This is a genomic window from Thermospira aquatica (assembly GCF_023525255.1).
Lineage (GTDB): Bacteria > Spirochaetota > Brevinematia > Brevinematales > Thermospiraceae > Thermospira > Thermospira aquatica.
The window spans coordinates 741,027-757,934 of record NZ_CP073355.1 but is presented as its reverse complement, the minus strand read 5'-3'; the positions used below and the strand labels follow the sequence as shown (position 1 = coordinate 757,934).

The following is a 16,908-nucleotide window of genomic DNA, read 5'->3' as shown; positions in this document are numbered from 1 at the left end:
GACCAAAAATTGTTCAAGCAATACCCCATAAAATATTAAAAAAGGAGTTGGTATGGATCCGTCGGCTCTCGCGAAGATGTATGTTGATGCGGTAAAGAACAACACCATTAGCGCCAGTATCCTCACCAAGCTTCCTGAACTGCTTACCTGTGATTGGACAAAAGTAGAACTTGTTGGTACCGTCTATTATGTGTCTGATCGTACAAAAATCACCTATGATGGGGTGCTCGTACGGTACCTGGGGGGATTGTATTTTGTGAAACGAAAGATTTTTGAGGTTCTTCAAAAACATGATAAACGTTTTCGGAATCGTTTGCCCATAGTTCAGGTGGTGTAGAAAAAAGGCTTGTCGAAAGGTTGAAAATTATATATATTGTGAAAAGAACTCAGGTAAATTCTTTCAAAGGAGGTTTTATGAAAAGAATAGTGGTTGGTGTGTTTTTTGGGATGCTGGTAACGTTGGGGTTTGGTGCACCTACGTATTCGGGTGCTGATGGGTATATTATTGTGCCGAGTGTTGATGCTGCCTATTCTGGTCGTCTGGGACTCTCGGTGAAGTATACGCCGCAGCTTCCCTTGACGGTTGCGGCAAATTTTAGCCCTCTCTCTCAGCTTGAGCTTGGAGCAGGCATAGACATAAGTACCCAGCCAACCAGTCCTCTGTTGTTAAATGGAAAGTTTCAGTTTACCAAACAGGGAGCTATTGGGGCTATGGGTGAGATAGGCCTGGATAATACCGGGAACTTTTTCTCTCTTTACTTTGCCTGGCAGGAGGGATTTAAAGCCAGTGGCATTGGAAGTAGTGGTGCGACTTTTTTGGTAGGATATACCTTCAATAATGCCTGGAATATCAATTTTGCGATTGGTTTTCAGCGGAATTTTCTTATCCCTCAGTTGTATATTGTTGCGGACTTCTCGAATTTTCCGTATAAGTATGGTGTAGGGGCTTCTTATGCGAATGATCACAGGGGTATTCTCAATGCGGGACTTCGTTTTATTCTGACAGATTTCTTTTCTCTGGATTTTGTGGGGCTGGATTTGATGGATGCTAACCGGAGTCTCATGGTAGGAGGCAACCTCTATCTCGGGCTGTGGGGTGGACGACGTTAACGCATGGAGAGAAAATGGATTGCTACCTTTGCTCTCTCGATTAGCATCTTTGCGGTGATTGTTGCTTTTTTTCTCTGGTCAGAAGGGTATTTTAGATTTTTGTCGAGCGAAGGGGTGGGGTTATCCCCCATCTCTTCGCTTTTTTCTCGTTCTGTTTCAAAGAGTTCATCAGGAGAGGTTGAAGCTCTTGTTGAGGTATCCTCCGGGCAGGAAGAGAATGCAAGCTTTTTTGAGATGCAAACCAATGTGATGGATATCACTCACGAGGCACGTTATCCTCAAGAGGTGGAGGTGAACCTTTTTCGGGAGATTCAGACAGCCTATGATCTGCAACAGTATGATCGTGTCTTTGAGAAGGCGACAAGCTATCTTTCTTCTTATCCGGAGGGAGGGTATCGTTTTCCGATTCTTCATCTGGTGAGTGCCACTTTGTACAAACAGCGGAGGTTGCAGGAGGCCCTTCAGTGGTGTCGTCAGGCGATTGCTGAGGGAATCCCCGCTGAGTATGAGAGGGTTTTTGCTTCTCTTGTGGGATACATTCTCAAGGATAGCGAGGTGTTTGATCCCGCTCTTTTGGGCTGGATGGAACAGGTATATCTGAGACATCCTCAGGATGTTTCAGAACTTGTTATCGGCATAGCGTATCAATACCTCTATAAAGATGAACCAAAGACGGCTCTCCGTTATCTCCAGGAGGCACAGGGAGAGCTTGCCATCATTGGTCGGGCACGAGCGTATCTTGCTCTTGCTAATTACCCGGCAGTTATTCAGGAGTATGAGAATTTTTTTGCCTTTTATCCTGCAAGTCCAAGAAAAGAAGGGGTGAAACTGGCGTTTCTCAGGCAAACATTCTATTATGCACAGCGTATTGCGAGCGAGAGTCCTGGTGTTGCCCTCGAGTATTATGCAAAACTGTTTCGATTTGTTGATTCAAACGAAGCCGAAGAGGCATTTCTTCAATCAGTTCGCCTCCTTCATCAGATGAAAAAGTATGATAAGGCGCTTGCTCTTTCTTCACAGGGACTGTCTAATCGCAATCTTTCAAAAGATCCGGATATTCTTCTTGAAAAGGCGAACATTCTCTATGAGATCAACCAAAAACACGATGCGCTTTCAACCTACCAGGATTTTCTTATGCGCTATCCGTCTCATCTTCGCGCCCAAGAGGCGAAAGACTGGATGACGCTTATTTCCAAAGAGCTTTCTCTGGAATAAAAAACTTGTTGTAGGTCTATTCACTTTCACTCATCATTGATTTGAGTTTTCGTTGATAGTTCTCTTCGAGATGGTTATAGATATAGGTGGCTATCTTGTACATCTCGTTGGGTTCAACATTTTCGAACTTGAAACCGGCGATCACGTCTCTTCGTACAATCATTCTTGCTACTGTTTTGATTTCTTTGCCGTTAAGGCTGAGAATAACGTTATCATAGAGTTCACCAGGAGCGAGGAGGCTTATCTCGAGAGAATCTTCTGCGGCAAGAGCAAATCCACCCGCACTGATATCAAGAATTTTTCCCTTGACAAAACGTGCCATTTTTTTGAGATACACGGAGGCAGTTGCTGTTTCATGGGGTTTTGGTTGTACACGGATATGGAGACGTTTGTCCTTGGAACGTATATTGTGGGCTGTCATAAACTGGACAATTTCTTCTACCATTGCCTCTGGTTGGTTTTTGATCTTCATAATAGTGGATATCCCCAGAGGGATGAGATTCCGCATTTCGCTGGGAGGCAAATCCTTTGAAGTTAAAATGATGAGAGGTTGGTTTTGATATTTTTTTTTGAGATTTTCAAGAAACTCTTTTTCTGTTTTCTCGGTAAAAATGACTTGAAAGGGTGATTCTTCGTTATTTTCTTCTGCTTGGATATCATGTTCACTTGAAAACGGAAAAGTTTCCATCCCGAATGGGATTAATCGTATGGCTAACTCCTTGGCGTACTCGGTGTTATAGGCATACAAGAGAGCTTTCATACCCACCTCCTATGCTTTACTCTTTCCACTACATAATACACGTATTTTCAAAAAAAGTCAACTTTTTAAGTTTCAGAAAAACAAAAAGAAAAGAATCCGAAAGAGGGGAATGATTGATATTACTGCACGGGAGGATTGTAACGTACAACCCTTGCTATCTCGACTACTACGGTATCAGTGTAACCTAGCGCGATGATCTTCTCTGCGATGCTCCGAGCCTTTTCCTCTGAGGGAAAGCCGCGGATTTCTACCACATAGGTGTCATCTCTGTAGTATACCCCGAGTGCTTCCTGAATACCGGATTTGACGATATCATTGACAATGATGTTTGCCACACTGAGGTCTTTGTACTGGCCGATACGTACTACGTACTCCTGGATCTCTCGACGTACTACCTGTGCTTGTTTGTCAATCTGTGATTCAAGGGTATTGGTGGCGGCATTTTCCTTGGCAAGAGGAAGGGGAAGTTCTCTCACGGGATCTGGGATAGTTACCCGTGAAGGAGAGGTATAATAGACACTTACCCAGCTTACCTCTCGAGGGATTTTTCCTTGTGACTGAAGTTGGACAATATATTGGCTGGCAATGGTGGCCTCAGCTGAGAGAGGAAACATTTGCCGGAGAAGACCAAAAAGGTAGAGAGCATACGATTGGGATTCGTCATCTTTTCCCTGGGTATAGTACATCGCGGCGTAATAGAGAGCTCGTAAGCCATTGTCATAGGCATAAGGCCGAAGGGAAACAAGTCTCTGGAGATGGGGATAACAAGCCGCAAATTCTTGCTTGGTTATAAGGGCTTTAACCAGGATGAGCAGAGCGCGATAGAGGAGTTCTCGATTGGTTGTCTGGATGAGAAGACGCTGGATGGTCTTGATGGATTCATCCTGAAATCCGTTGGCAAGGTAAAGCATACCAAGTTTATAGAGAGCTTCATCAGAGGCGATCTGGCTATACGTCTCAATGGCTGCTGCGTGGTTTTCCATGATGTAGTACATGTCTCCCAGTTTTTCTACAGCGTTGGTCCAGTAGGGAAAGTCCGGATACCTCTGTACGAGATAGGAAAGGGCATCTAAAATTTTGGGATAATCTGTTTCAACATAGGTGTACATAAAAAGGGCATAAGGCATATAACGGGATTGGTTATAACCGTTTATTACCTGAAGGTAGTAGTTTTTTGCAAGCTCGAAGTCTTTGCGGATATAGGCGTCATTTCCCTGATTGTACAGGGTATAGGCAAGTTGATCCTGTCTTGGGGTTTGAGCCCAGAGGAGAACAGCATAACCCAAAAAACAAAAAAGAAAAAATCTTTTCATTGGTACTCCTGCAGGCAAAAAGTTTCTTATTGTTTTATCGGCAAATGAGAAGAAAACATAAATAAAGATTTTTCAAAATGAAAAAGGGGTACGGTGGTTTTTTGTATTTTGCTGGAAAAGATGGTTGTTTGAAAACAGAACATGATGGTGTTTATGGTAAAATGGCAAAGGGTTTTCTTTTCCATGAAGAGGGAGTTTCTCCTGTTTGAAAGAAAGCCTCTTTTTCACTATAATATGGGAAACTATTTTGGAGCATGGTATGGGAAAGGAGAAGAGCCGTCTTTATACGGCAGGATTGGTGCTGGCTATCGTGATGGGGGGGATTTCTCTTGTACTTCAGGCGCTGTGGCAGAGACAACTTGCCCTTCTTACGGGGAATACTCTCTATGGGGTTTCGCTGGTGGTTGGGGGATGGATGGCAGGCTATGGGGTAGGAAGCTTTTTGGTGATGTGGTTTTCGCAGAGGCTTCGTCGGCCCCTTACTTTTCTGGTGTGGGTTCAGATAGGTGTGTGTGCTCTTGCTCTTCTGTATCTTCCCTGGTTTGATGTGATGCGGGGTTTTCCCCGTGAGATCGTATGGATTACCGCGTTTATTACGGTTTTTTTGCCCTCGATTGGCTGGGGAATGGGGCTTCCTCTTCTTGGGGGTGCGCTGGGGGAGGAGTCACTCTCTCTTGTGTATGGCTGGAATACGCTGGCAAGTTCGATTGCTGTGCTTGTGACGGATTTTCTCTTGCTTCCTGTGGCTGGGGCGAGGTTTTCTCTTTTGATTGCGGTAGCGATCGGTGTAGGGGTTTTTGGTGCGCTGGTTCTTTTTCTCCCTCAGCGAGAGGAGAAAATCTCCCTTGCTCCCAGGGCTTTTCGGTATAAAAGGGGATGGTGGGTGCTTGTTTTGTTTGGGATTTCGGGGTTTACGTCGTTGGGGTATCAATTGATTTATAACCGTCAACTTCTCTACTTTACGGGGAATACCATCTATTGTTATGGGATTATCACAGCTGTGTATATTGGTGGGCTTGCCCTTGGTTCGCTTCTTTATCACCGATGGAGAGGGGTTTTGATGTCTCGACTGGGACTCTGGATAGGGATTTTTCAACTGGGGATTGCCCTCTGGCATGCTGGTTTTCCCATCCTCTCGCTGGGGGTGAATGCTCTCCTTTTTCCTTTAAAAACAGGGGCGCTTGGAAGTCTTTTTGTGCTACGGTTTTTTGCTCCTGTTTTGCTTATCGGTTTTCCTGTCCTGCTTTTTGGGGTTTTGTATCCTGCTTTTCTGGATGCTTTTCACCGGGAAAACAGAGAGGATGTGGCAGGGGATACTGCCCTTGCTGCCGGTGTCAATACCCTCGGAAGTGTTCTTGGTATCCTGGTGGTGGCTTTTGTATGGGTGGATTGGTTGGGAGTCTCAGGAAGTCTTCGACTCCTTGCCTGGATAAGTCTGGGAATTGGTGTGGTGTGGTTATTTCTTGTGTCAAAGAGGGCATCTGTTTTTGTGGCAGGAGTGGCAGTCTTGTTGCTGGGATTCCTTCCTTACCAGGATAGAATAGGCAGAATGGCTGCCAGAGAGTTTGTGAGTAGCGAGCTTCTGTACTATCGGGAAGGAGCTCACGGGACCGTAAGTGTGACCCGCCATGCAGGTGGTATCCTCCATCTCAAGATCAATGGGGTGGGAGAGGTGCCTACAGATTATCATTCTCTGAGAGTATTTCATTTTTTGGGGTACATGCCTTTTGTTTTTGTTCCGTCGGCCACCAATATTCTGGTTATTGCTCTGGGGGGAGGGATCACCTTTGGAAGTGTGATGGAGGTGCCAGGGGTTCAGGCCACGAATGTGGAAATATGCCCTGATGTGCTGGAAGCAGGGGTGTTTTTTACCAACTATAACCACAACGTGATAGAGAAACACCGGGATCGTATCATCATTCATGATGGGTATACCTACCTTCTTCAGAGTCGGGGTAAGTATCATCTTATCATCGCTGATGCCACACACCCTTCGTCGGGGGATTCGTGGGTTTTGTATACAAAAGAATTCTATGAAATGGGAAGAGACCGTCTCTCTCCAGGTGGAATCATGGCTCAGTGGCTCCCACTTCACAACCTTTCATCTTTGGATCTCAAGGTTATTCTTCGTACGTTTTCGTATGTCTTTCCCTATGTGAAGCTCTTTTTTTGTAATGAGTATCTCGTTATGATGGGAGGGAAAGAAGAATTTTCTCCCCACATGAAAGGATGGGAGAGGCTATGGCAAAGCTCTCGTGTTTCGAACGATTTAGTGAAAGTCCATCTCTCTTTTCATCATCTTGCCGATATGCTTGTCTGGGAGAGTACCCTGCCTCCACTCTGGGAGAAACACACCCCCCTCTCAACGCGGGATTTTTCTCCGCTCCAGTTTTCGGAAACTCGAAGCTATGGGAGGGATACCCGTATTGAGAATATTGATCTTTTCCTTTCTCAGGCAACCCTTCCAGAGAAAACCAGGTATCTTTTGCGTGTGCACAGGGCATTTTTTGCTAAAGATTTTATTGAAGCCCTTGCTCTTTCGTATGAGGTTCCAGAAAAATGGCGGGATGAAGCATGGGTTTTTCAAGAGCAAAGGATAGAGTCGTTTCTTGTTGCGTCTCTTCGGAAGGATGAAGGCCTTCAAAAGGTTGTCCAGAATACGCATCCCCAAAAATATACCATTCTTCGGCAAATTGAAAACTACGATAGACTCTTTGTTGGCATAGCACACGCCCTCTGTCTTGCCAACGAGGAAAAGTATGATGAGGCGCTTGATCTTGTCCAGATGCTTCAAAAGTCCTTTACCAATCGATGGTTATCAGATATCGCCTCTCAGCTCTCTCTTCATAGAAAAAGGTAGTTTTTTCTCCCGAAGGATCCACCAAAACTTCAGCCCCGTCCAGTCTCGTTGGCGGGGCTGAAGTTTTTTCTTAAAAAAGTCTCCTTTAACCTTAAAATTTTTCCAAAAAAACCGAAAACAATAGAGACGACACAGAAGGAGTGTCCCCAATGAATATGGTAGTCTTTCCCAAACTGCAGGAAACCTTGTCACAGGAAAAAATGTCCCTATCCCAAAAAACAACTGAAAGTAGCCGTGTTTCTTTGTCTTCTGAGAAAAAAACAGACTTTGAAAAGACGCTTCAGAAGGTTATTCATGATGACACGAGACAGAAAAAATCCTCCGTAGATTCTTTGTTACCTGAGGAAAAACTCAAAAAAATTCAAGAAGATGTGGCCACTTTGATAGAGCATCCTGAGATGCAAACCGACGAAAATATTGCCCGGCTTCTGGAAGAGCTCATGGCTTTTCTCACACAGGGCACAGTAAATATACCCCAGGAAAAGAAAGCCGGGGCCACTTCTGTTCTTTCTGCTCTGAAAGAACTCGTTTCCCAATGGGAAAAGGGGATGCTTTCGAAACAGGATTTTTTGAAGGAGCTTTTTTCGTGGCTGCAAGGACTTGAAACGGCAAATCAGGTTTTTCTCTCGTTACCTTCTCAGGGTGAATCTTCTCAGGTTTCCTCTTTTGATGTTTCACTTTCCCGCAGAGAAGAATCTAAACCCCTTGTGGATAATGCTCAAGACAATCTCTCTTCTCCTTTTCGAGTGGTTGATAAACGCACGCAGAGATCGGAGACACTTTCTCCCACCACAACTTTCTCTCGAAAGGAAACCGTCCAAAAAGAGTTTTCCTCCCGGATAGAGACTCTTATAAAACAGATAGAGGGTAAAAACCAGATAGATGGTAAAGAGATGGTTTCACCCCAAATACAGAAGTCATTTCAGGACAATGGAATAAAACTTGCCCCGGCACTGCCTTCGCTTCCTCGTGTCTCTGTGGAACAGATGCTTCAACAGGTGGCAGGCAAGGCATTGATCACTCTCCGGGATGGACAGAGTGAGATGAGGCTTCAGCTTACTCCTCCGGATCTTGGGCGTATGGAGATGAAGATTGTTCTTGAAGATGGACAGATGAGGGGAAAGATTGTGGTCTCGACTCCAGAAGCTAAGGCGCTTTTTGACCAGAATCTGGGGGAGCTTCAGCGACAACTCCAGCAGGTTGGTGTTCAGGTGGGGAGTCTTGATGTGAGTCTTGGACAATCCGGCAGAGGAGAAGAAGAATCTCCATCCTTTGTGTCGAAAGCCGGACCTTCTCATGAGGGTTCTGAGGTGATTGGAATGGTTTCTGAGGAGAGATCTTCTCTCTGGAAAGATAACCGTATAAACTATGTGGTATAAGAGGAGGTTTCTATGATGATAAACACGCAGATGAGTCCTGCCGAGCTTCAGGAACTCAATTACAAGGTTGATGGTTTCAATGCCCAGATAAGGGAATTGAATCAGGGAAGCAAGCATACCCTTTCGGAGGCTGATTTTATGAAGCTGCTTATTACCCAGCTTCGCAACCAGGATCCCACCAAGCCTCTCGAGGATAAGGAATTTATCAATCAGATGACACAACTCACCTCTCTCAAACAGCTCAATGAGATGATCAATACCATGCAGACGTTTAGTAAAGAGCTGGCGTTTACCCGTACTCTTGGACTGGTGAACAAAGAGGTGATCTATGAAAGGGCTGAAGGGGTGATGGCTCGGGGAATAGTTGAGAGTATACGGGTGAAAAACGGTCAAACCTTCCTCAACGTAAGTGGTGAGGAAGTGTCTTTAGAACAGGTGAGTGAGATTACCGCACCCAGGGAATAAAAAGAAAAAACATAAGGAGTAGGCTTATGATGAGATCATTGTATTCGGCGGTTTCTGGTCTTCAGAATCACCAGACGAGAATGGATGTGATCGGTAACAATGTGGCGAATGTCAATACCACCGGTTTTAAAAAGGGTCGTGTAACCTTTCAGGATATTCTTTCCCAGACACTCACCGGTGCGGCGAAGCCTACCGATGAACGCGGGGGTATGAACCCAAAACAGGTTGGTCTGGGTATGACTATTGCAAGCATCGATACCCTGATGACCCAGGGAAGCATCCAGACTACAGGGAAAAATACAGACCTCGCCATCACTGGTGAAGGCTTTTTCATTCTCAATCAGGGGGAGAGAACGTTTTATACCCGCGCGGGAAACTTTTTGATTGATAGAGATGGGTATTTTGTTAACCCGAATGGCCTCAAAGTTCAGGGATGGAACGCTATAACGCTTGCAAACGGTGAACGTTACATTAACCATTCTGCTCCCCTTGAGGATATCCGTATCCCTCTCATGGAAAAACTGGAAGCCCGAGCTACTACGGTTGTGAACTTCAAGAGTAATTTGAATTTTGATACGCCTGTCCTTGGTCCCAATGCTACAGAAACGGAGAGAATCAAAAATACCCATTCTACAGCTATTGATATCTTTGATGATTATGGAACAAAGCGCCGACTTATCCTCAATTTTCGCAAGGAAGGTCTCAATCAGTGGCGGATGACTGCAACGCTTGAACCCCAAACTCCAGAGGATGCGGTAACCAATCTCACTCTCAATGTTGGTGGGGTAAAGGTAGATACGAATAACGAGCTTATTGTTAACTTTGATAACAAGGGAACTTTACTCTCTATTACAGAGGCAGCCGGTGCCAACCCAGCTTCAGACACGGAGAATGATCTCGAGGCGATTTTGAGTTTTACGCTTCCCAATGGAGAACAGAAACAGGTGAATCTCCATCTCGGGGTAGCAGGGAGTGTCAAAGACTCCATCACGCAGTTTAGTGCTCCAACAACCACGTATGCGTATTTCCAGGATGGTTATGAGATGGGATACCTTGAGAGTTTCAAAATTGATGATTCTGGTACCATTACCGGCGCATACACCAACGGGGAACGCCGTATCCTGGGACAGGTGGCTCTGGCAGCTTTTGTGAACCCTTCTGGTTTAACCAAAGAAGGAGAGAGTCTCTACTCTGAATCTAACAACTCGGGTATGCCCAATGTGGGAGCCCCCGGGACAGTGGGACGTGGAAAGATCTATGCTGGTGCCCTTGAAATGAGTAACGTGGATCTCTCTGAGACCTTTACCGATATGATTGTTACTGAGAGAGGTTTCCAGGCAAATTCTCGTGTTGTTACAACCTCTGATGATATGCTTCGAGAAATCCTTACGTTAAAGAGGTAATACTAGGCATCTATGGTTAGGGTAACACGACTCAATAACACGGAGATTCTTATCAACTACTTTCAGGTGGAGACCATAGAGGCTTGTCCGGATACGGTGATTACAATGATGAACGGAGATCGCTATGTCGTACGTGAGAAACCGGAGGAAATACATGCCGCGTTTCGCCGGTTTCTTTCGTCGATGGTAGCGGAGGGTGTCCGGCTTTCAAAGGAGGCTTGAGTATGGAATTAGCATGGCTGATAGGACTTGCGGGGGGAGGAGGATTTCTTATCTTCTCTTTCTTCCTTGGTTCAGGAGGAAATCTCTTAATTTACTGGGACTTGATGTCTCTCTTTACCACAGTGTTTGGATCACTTGGTGCTCTTTTGATTGCTACTCCCATGGAGCGCTTCAAACTTCTTCCAAAAATTGTTGGTCTAACAACCAAAAAGGTATCGATAGATCCGGCTGCAACGGTAGAGACTCTGGTAACCTTTGCCGAAAAAGCACGAAGAGAGGGTGTGCTTTCTCTCGAAGATGATGTAGCCGAGATTCCCGATCCTTTTTTGAAAAAAGCTATCCAGCTTGTGGTGGATGGAACAGACCCAGAAATTGTAAAAAATATCATGTTTAACGAGCTTGATCAGATGGAAAAAAGACATGCTCAGGGGAAAAAAATGCTTGATGATTGGGGATACTTTGCTCCTGCTTTTGGTATGGTTGGGACACTCCAGGGTCTTATTGCGATGCTCAAAAACATGACAGACGTGGCATCAATTGGACAAAACATGTCCACAGCGTTGATTACGACGTTGTACGGTGCTATTATGGCAAACTTTCTTTTTCTTCCCTGGGCATCTCGTCTCGATCTTTATAATCAGTACGAGGTTCTACTCAAAGAGATCGTGGTAGAAGGGGTTCTCTCTATTCAAGCAGGAGATAACCCTACCATTCTTCGCGAACGTCTCAATTCTTTTGTGCCGGCGGATAAGCGTACCAAACAGGAAGTAAAGGAGTAATCGCATGGGAAGACCGAAAAAATGTCCTACTCCCGGCTATAGTACTCCGGCATGGATGACGACCTTTGGAGATATGAATAACCTTCTCCTTACCTTCTTTGTGTTTCTTATTGCGAATATGACTCCCCAGGCGAAAACATCCGATCTCCAGCTTATTCTTTCAGCTTTTACAGGCAATATTGGTTTTCTTGAGGGAGGACAGACGCTTTCTGCTGGGAGGCTTGCCGAGGGAGGGCACACGGTAGAGGCTCTTCCTTCTCGAGAGGTGGGAACAAAGCTGTCCATTTCTATGAAAGAGATGATGGAGGTGCTAAAACCTGAGCTTCGGTCCAGAAAGGTGCGCATAGACGAGACACAAAATGGCATCAAGATCTCTTTGTCGAGTGATCTCTTTTTTAGACCGGGGAGTGCGGAGATTGATTTTGATGAAGGAAAAGAGACCTTAAGAAAAATTGCTCTGATGCTCAAAAACATCAAGGATAATTACAAGATTGACGTTATTGGTCACACGGATAATTCGCAGATTCCACGGGCATCAGAAATGGCCAAGATATATCCCACCAATTGGGAACTCTCCACGGCTCGGGCGAGTGCGGTCGTCCGTTTTTTGTCTGATTTTGGAGTAGAACCCTCTATCATGAAGGCTTCTGGACGGGGAGAGTACGATCCTATTGAGAGTAATGCTACCCCTGAGGGAAGAGCGTACAATCGACGGGTGGATATTTATATTTCGGTGGCACAGTAACTATGTTTTCAGGGTTTATCAAAACCTTTGGCAAACGGGAAGCCGTTTCCCTTGAAAAAGAAGCGGCTTCTTCTCAAAGGAAACGAAAAAACTTTAATCTTCACCGGCTACCGGATAGTGTTCAACGATTTCTTAACTGTATGTTTTCTTTTTCGTATGTGAGACCACACAGGCATGTTTTACCGCCAAAAACAGAAACCTTTGTGCTCTTGAGAGGGAGGGTGTGGGTATTTGTGTTTGATGATCAGGGGAGTATAATCGATGCAGTACTGATGGATGGAAAAGAGGTGAGTGTCGTTGATATTTCGCCGGGATGCTGGCATACCCTTTTACCTGTGAAAAAAAGTCTGCTCTTTGAAGTGAAACCAGGCCCTTACGATCCCCAGACGGACAAGGAATTTGCCCCATGGGCACCGGAAGAGGACGCACCGGAAACCCGGAAAACCATGAAAGAATGGCTCATTACCGGGAAGCGTATCCCAAAAACGCACAAAAACAATCGCTAATTCTTTTACCGCCTGTCAAGCGGGACATACTCTTTTGGTTCGCTGATACACTTGTACGCGGGACGGATGATTCTCCCTCCCGCGATGAGCTCTTCGAGTCGGTGAGCTGACCATCCTGCCATGCGGGAAAGGGCAAAAAGGGGAGTGTAAAGCTCCCGTGGGATCCCCAGCATGTCGTAGACAAAACCTGCGTAGAAATCTACATTGGCACAGATAATTTTGTTTTTTGCTTTTTCGGCGAAGAGTTGTCTGGAAAAACGTTCAAAGAGATCGTAGAGATGGAATTCTTCTTCGCGTTTTTTGTATCTGGCGAGTTCTTCGGCTTTTTTCTTGAGGAGGATAGCGCGGGGATCGGAGAGGGAGTAGACGGCGTGCCCCATACCATAAATCAGCCCACGGCGATCGTACGCCTCCTTGTTGAGGAGTTTTCGGATGTAATCTTTGATCTCGTTTTCGTTTGACCAGTCTTTGATGTGTTTTTTTACATCATCCATCATATTGACCACCTCAGCGTTGGCACCGCCATGACGGGGACCCTTGAGGGAACAGAGTGCTGCTACAATGGCTGAGTAGGTATCGGTGTTGGTTGAAGAGACCACATGGAGGGTAAAGGTGGAGTTGTTGCCACCCCCATGCTCTGCATGGAGCACAAAGGCAAGATCAAGAATATGGGCCTCTATGGGATCAAACTCACGGTTTGGTCGAAGAAGGGAGAGGAAGTTCTCCACATGAGCGAGACGATCGCTTTGATGGTGGAGAAAGAGACTCTCGTTTTCGTAGTAGTGTCTTTTGGCATGATAGCCGTACGCAACCATAGCGGGAAACTGTGCGATGAGTTGCAAACACTGATCAAGAACATTGGCTACGGAGATGTCATCGGGCTCAGGATCGTACGCATAGAGGGCACTGACCTCACGGGTAAGGAGATTCATAATGTTTGGACTTGGGGATTTAAGGATGATATTTTCCTTGAAGCCATCGGGAAGTTGCCTGTAGCGGGCTAAAAGAGCAGAAAACTCCTCGAGTTCTTTTTTGGTGGGAAGCTGTCCAAAGAGGAGAAGAAACACGGTTTCCTCAAATCCATAGCGGTTTTCTTTCTGGAAGCCCTCGACAAGATCAAAAATATCGATGCCTCTGTAGCGAAGTCTTCCTTCAACAGGAACGGGAACCCCTTCGTCCATGACGTACCCGTGCACCTCGCCAATGTGGGTAAGACCAACCAGAACACCTGTGCCATCGGTGTTGCGTAAGCCGCGTTTTACATTGTACTCTGTATAGAGCTCGTTAGGGATAACATTGTTGGTTTCAAGGTAACTGGTAAAGGGTGTAAGCTGGGAAAGATCTTTGGGTTGCATTTGTCTCATGCCTTACTCCTTAAGGTTTTTTTTCGGAGAGGAGAGCTCTGTCATCCTCGTAGGATTTTTGTCTCAGGCGATGGAATTGCTCTACAAGATCCTCGACGGTGAGGTTTTTCTTTTCTTCTCCGGAGATATCGAGGATAATCTCGCCTTCGTCCATCATGAGGAGTCGGTTTCCATACTCGATGGCCTGCGTCATGTTGTGGGTGATCATCATGGCGGTGAGCTGGTACTCTTCGATGAATTCTTTTGTGAGTGCCAGGATTTTGGAGGCGTTTTTTGGATCCAGGGCAGCGGTGTGTTCATCGAGAAGGATGAGTTCTGGCCTGGACAGTACCATCATTAAAAGGGTGAGAGCCTGTCGTTGTCCACCTGAAAAGAGGGCAAGGTTGTCTTTCATGCGGTGTTCGAGTCCCATCTGGAGTTTTTCCAGCTCTTTTCGAAACTTCTCACGCATGGCATGGTTGAGACTCACGACGGGCCACTTGAAGCCCTTGCGGTAGCAGATCATCATGTTGTCTTCGAGGCTCATGTTTGAGGCGGTGCCGAGAAGCGGATTTTGAAAGATTCGTCCGATGTATTTTGCTCTTTTGTACTCCGGTGTATTGGTCACATCGATGTCGTTGATGAGGATTCTTCCTTGTGAGGGTCTATAGGTACCGGCGATGAGGTTAAAAAGGGTGGTTTTTCCTGCTCCGTTACTCCCGATGATGGTGATGAAATCTCCTTTGTTTACCTTGAGGCTGAGGTTTTTGAGGGCGATGCGTTCATCCGGAGTGCCGGGGTAAAATACGTGGGTGATGTTTTGTAATTCGATCATGGTTGCCTCCGGAGTTTTTGAGAGGATTGTTGTTGTATGCGGCTGATGATGATGGAAACGATGATCAAAAGTCCGCTAATGAGTTTGAGATCGTTTGGGGTGAGGCCTATGTAGTATCCATAATACCTGCCGTAGAACATGATGGCTTTGTACAACAGAGAACCAATGACGGCTCCCAGTGTGAGAACAAAGATACGGTTTGATCGGAAGAAAAGTTCGCCAAGCATGACGGAGGCAAGACCGCTGATGATGATGCCCTGTCCAAGTCCCACATCTGCGTATCCCATATACATTGCTGCAAAAGCCCCTGAAAGTCCTACGAGGGCGTTGGAGAGGCCGATGCCGATGTATTTGAGGGTGGCGGGATTCACTCCCTGGGAGATTACCATCTGTTCATTGTTTCCCATGGCTCCGATGGTGAGTCCCATGTCGGTACGAAAGAAGAGGTCAAGAAGCAGTTTTACCACTATGACTACCACGAGGAAGAAGACAAAAAATACCCATTCTCGTGGGAAATGGTTGGCGGTGGTGTTTTCAATCCAGGAGAGAACATGCTGAACTCTGAGAAGCTGGACATTTGGTTTGTTGCCCAGGACGCGGATGTTGATGGAGTAGAGCATGGTCATGGTAAGGATGCTGGCAAGAAGTCCCGGGATTTTTAAACGGTTGTGGATGAAGGCGGTGGTCATACCGGCGAGGAAGCCTCCCACAAAGGCAAAGAAGAGCCCCCATCCACTTCCCAGGCCGGCAAGAAGGGCGGATGCCATGATGGCTGCCCCAAGGGGGAATGTCCCGTCTACTGTTAGATCGGGGAAATTCATAATACGGAAGGTAATAAAAACACCCAGTACCATGAGGGCGTAGATTAAGCCTTCGACGAGAATACCTTCTACCATGGCTACCTCGCTTTTTTGATATAGTGTATTATAAGGGGAAGTGGATTTTTTAGCAATTGACCGGGCCTCGATATGCCCCTTCGGGGCTACTCGGTCGCCTCGATACGCCCCTTCGGGGCTACTCGGCGACCGTGGGGTGGCTACTCGGCGGGCGGGTGGTGTCGCTCGTCGAGTAACGGAGCGTATCGAGACGAGCGGGGTCGCCTCGATACGCTCCTGCGGAGCTACTCGGCGGGCGGGTGGGGTTAGGTGGGTGGTGTTTTTTTCCATATTTTTTTTGCCAGGCGGGGTAGGTCGTCGAGGTGTCCCTGGATGAGTGCTTCTTTTTTCTTATGGCTCCATCTTTGTATTTGTTTTTCTCTGGCGAATGCTTCATCGATTCGCTGGTATTCTTCGTAGTAGACGAGTTCTACAGGGAGTCTTTTTTTTGTGTAGTTGGCTCCCTGGCCGTTTTGGTGTTGGGAGAGGCGGAGTTCGAGGTTTGTTGTGCTGCCTGTGTAGTAGGTGCCGTCGGAGCAGCGGAGGATGTAGACGTATCCTTTCATTGATGGGTCCTTTTGTGTTTTTTATGGTGGGTATATTATACCATGTTTTTTGGTTTTTTGGGCTGTCGCCTCGATACGTTCCTTCGGAACTACTCGGCGACCGGGGGTAGCTACTCGGCGACCGTTTTAATACGCTCCTTCGGAGCTACTGGGTGACCGTTTCCTTTATCCCCCCTCTATGATCTTTATCTCCTCGTCCGTGAGGTCATAGAGCTTGTACACCAGTCTGTCTATTTCTCTTTCCCAAGTGCTTGTATTGGCATGGTAGACGGGTGCTGCGTTTATCGAGGCATGGGCAGAACGGATTTTATCTACCAATATAATTATTTTCTGTTTTCAACTTCTGGCAGCTTGAACCATCTGGTCAAAAGTTCTTGAACGCTTGTCTATAAATCGCTCACAAAACCTTACTGTGGCATCATAAACAATCTCGGCCATCTGATACGACATCAGTTTTCGGTAACCACCATGTGGTGGGATGAGGTTGTTTGTATTATTTGTCATTTCTATGCCTCATTATTTATTCAAATCT

The 16,908-nt window shown here is 46.1% G+C and carries 17 protein-coding genes and 1 pseudogene; 11 read left to right on the top strand and 7 right to left on the bottom strand.

Annotation, left to right across the window (positions count from 1 at the left end; genetic code table 11):
- The first annotated feature begins 52 nt into the window (after positions 1-52).
- The 3 genes from KDW03_RS03645 (at position 53) to KDW03_RS03635 (ending at position 2,325) form a co-directional block, all read left to right on the top strand.
- The gene (locus KDW03_RS03645; RefSeq protein ID WP_271436042.1) at positions 53-337 is read left to right on the top strand and encodes a hypothetical protein; all 285 of its coding nucleotides are present in this window, start codon (positions 53-55) and stop codon (positions 335-337) included.
- A gap of 77 nt (positions 338-414) precedes the next feature.
- On the top strand, positions 415-1,110 hold the full coding sequence (locus tag KDW03_RS03640) for a hypothetical protein (protein WP_271436041.1): 696 nt from the start codon (positions 415-417) through the stop codon (positions 1,108-1,110).
- Positions 1,111-1,113: 3 nt separating this feature from the next.
- Positions 1,114-2,325 (top strand): hypothetical protein, encoded by a 1,212-nt coding sequence (locus tag KDW03_RS03635; RefSeq protein WP_271436040.1) that lies wholly within the window; start codon positions 1,114-1,116, stop codon positions 2,323-2,325.
- Between the two features lie 16 nt (positions 2,326-2,341).
- On the opposite strand, the gene KDW03_RS03630 is transcribed toward KDW03_RS03635, so the two are convergent.
- Together KDW03_RS03630 and KDW03_RS03625 are read right to left on the bottom strand one after the other, a co-directional pair.
- A complete protein-coding gene (locus KDW03_RS03630) occupies positions 2,342-3,085 on the bottom strand; it encodes a PilZ domain-containing protein (RefSeq protein ID WP_271436039.1) in 744 nt (247 codons plus the stop codon).
- Positions 3,086-3,204: 119 nt separating this feature from the next.
- A complete protein-coding gene (locus KDW03_RS03625) occupies positions 3,205-4,398 on the bottom strand; it encodes a tetratricopeptide repeat protein (protein WP_271436038.1) in 1,194 nt (397 codons plus the stop codon).
- Between the two features lie 259 nt (positions 4,399-4,657).
- Between KDW03_RS03625 and KDW03_RS03620 the strand changes: the two genes are divergently transcribed.
- The 8 genes from KDW03_RS03620 to KDW03_RS03585 all read left to right on the top strand — a co-directional run bounded on the left by KDW03_RS03620 (position 4,658) and on the right by KDW03_RS03585 (position 12,757).
- Positions 4,658-7,258, top strand: coding sequence for a fused MFS/spermidine synthase (locus tag KDW03_RS03620; protein WP_271436037.1), 2,601 nt, complete (start codon positions 4,658-4,660; stop codon positions 7,256-7,258).
- A 149-nt stretch (positions 7,259-7,407) separates the two neighbouring features.
- Positions 7,408-8,637, top strand: a complete 1,230-nt coding sequence (locus KDW03_RS03615) for a flagellar hook-length control protein FliK (protein WP_271436036.1) — start codon at positions 7,408-7,410, stop codon at positions 8,635-8,637.
- Positions 8,638-8,649: 12 nt separating this feature from the next.
- Positions 8,650-9,102, top strand: coding sequence for a flagellar hook capping FlgD N-terminal domain-containing protein (locus tag KDW03_RS03610; protein ID WP_271436035.1), 453 nt, complete (start codon positions 8,650-8,652; stop codon positions 9,100-9,102).
- A gap of 29 nt (positions 9,103-9,131) precedes the next feature.
- Entirely contained in the window at positions 9,132-10,505 is a 1,374-nt protein-coding gene (gene flgE / locus KDW03_RS03605) for a flagellar hook protein FlgE (protein ID WP_408648353.1), read from the top strand.
- Between the two features lie 12 nt (positions 10,506-10,517).
- Complete coding sequence (locus KDW03_RS03600) at positions 10,518-10,727, top strand: flagellar FlbD family protein (RefSeq protein ID WP_271436033.1); 210 nt, start codon at positions 10,518-10,520, stop codon at positions 10,725-10,727.
- A gap of 2 nt (positions 10,728-10,729) precedes the next feature.
- Positions 10,730-11,506: a motility protein A gene (locus KDW03_RS03595; RefSeq protein ID WP_271436032.1), complete on the top strand. Its 777-nt coding sequence runs from the start codon at positions 10,730-10,732 to the stop codon at positions 11,504-11,506.
- A gap of 4 nt (positions 11,507-11,510) precedes the next feature.
- Positions 11,511-12,251 carry an OmpA family protein gene (locus tag KDW03_RS03590; protein ID WP_271436031.1) on the top strand — a complete coding sequence of 247 codons (741 nt, stop codon included), beginning with the start codon at positions 11,511-11,513 and terminating at the stop codon, positions 12,249-12,251.
- Positions 12,252-12,253: 2 nt separating this feature from the next.
- A complete protein-coding gene (locus tag KDW03_RS03585; protein ID WP_271436030.1) occupies positions 12,254-12,757 on the top strand; it encodes a WbuC family cupin fold metalloprotein in 504 nt (167 codons plus the stop codon).
- Positions 12,758-12,762: 5 nt separating this feature from the next.
- On the opposite strand, the gene KDW03_RS03580 is transcribed toward KDW03_RS03585, so the two are convergent.
- From KDW03_RS03580 to KDW03_RS03560, 5 genes and pseudogenes are all read right to left on the bottom strand, one after another.
- Positions 12,763-14,112, bottom strand: a complete 1,350-nt coding sequence (locus KDW03_RS03580) for a citrate/2-methylcitrate synthase (protein WP_408648352.1) — start codon at positions 14,110-14,112, stop codon at positions 12,763-12,765.
- 19 nt (positions 14,113-14,131) lie between these two features.
- The gene (locus KDW03_RS03575; RefSeq protein WP_271436028.1) at positions 14,132-14,935 is read right to left on the bottom strand and encodes an ABC transporter ATP-binding protein; all 804 of its coding nucleotides are present in this window, start codon (positions 14,933-14,935) and stop codon (positions 14,132-14,134) included.
- Positions 14,932-15,831, bottom strand: a complete 900-nt coding sequence (locus KDW03_RS03570; protein WP_271436027.1) for an ABC transporter permease — start codon at positions 15,829-15,831, stop codon at positions 14,932-14,934. The genes KDW03_RS03575 and KDW03_RS03570 overlap by 4 nt, the downstream gene beginning before the upstream one ends.
- 245 nt (positions 15,832-16,076) lie before the next feature.
- A complete protein-coding gene (locus KDW03_RS03565) occupies positions 16,077-16,376 on the bottom strand; it encodes a GIY-YIG nuclease family protein (RefSeq protein WP_271436026.1) in 300 nt (99 codons plus the stop codon).
- Positions 16,377-16,715: 339 nt separating this feature from the next.
- Positions 16,716-16,880 (bottom strand): annotated as a pseudogene (locus tag KDW03_RS03560) (four helix bundle suffix domain-containing protein); the annotation flags it as partial.
- Between the last annotated feature and the right edge of the window lie 28 nt (positions 16,881-16,908).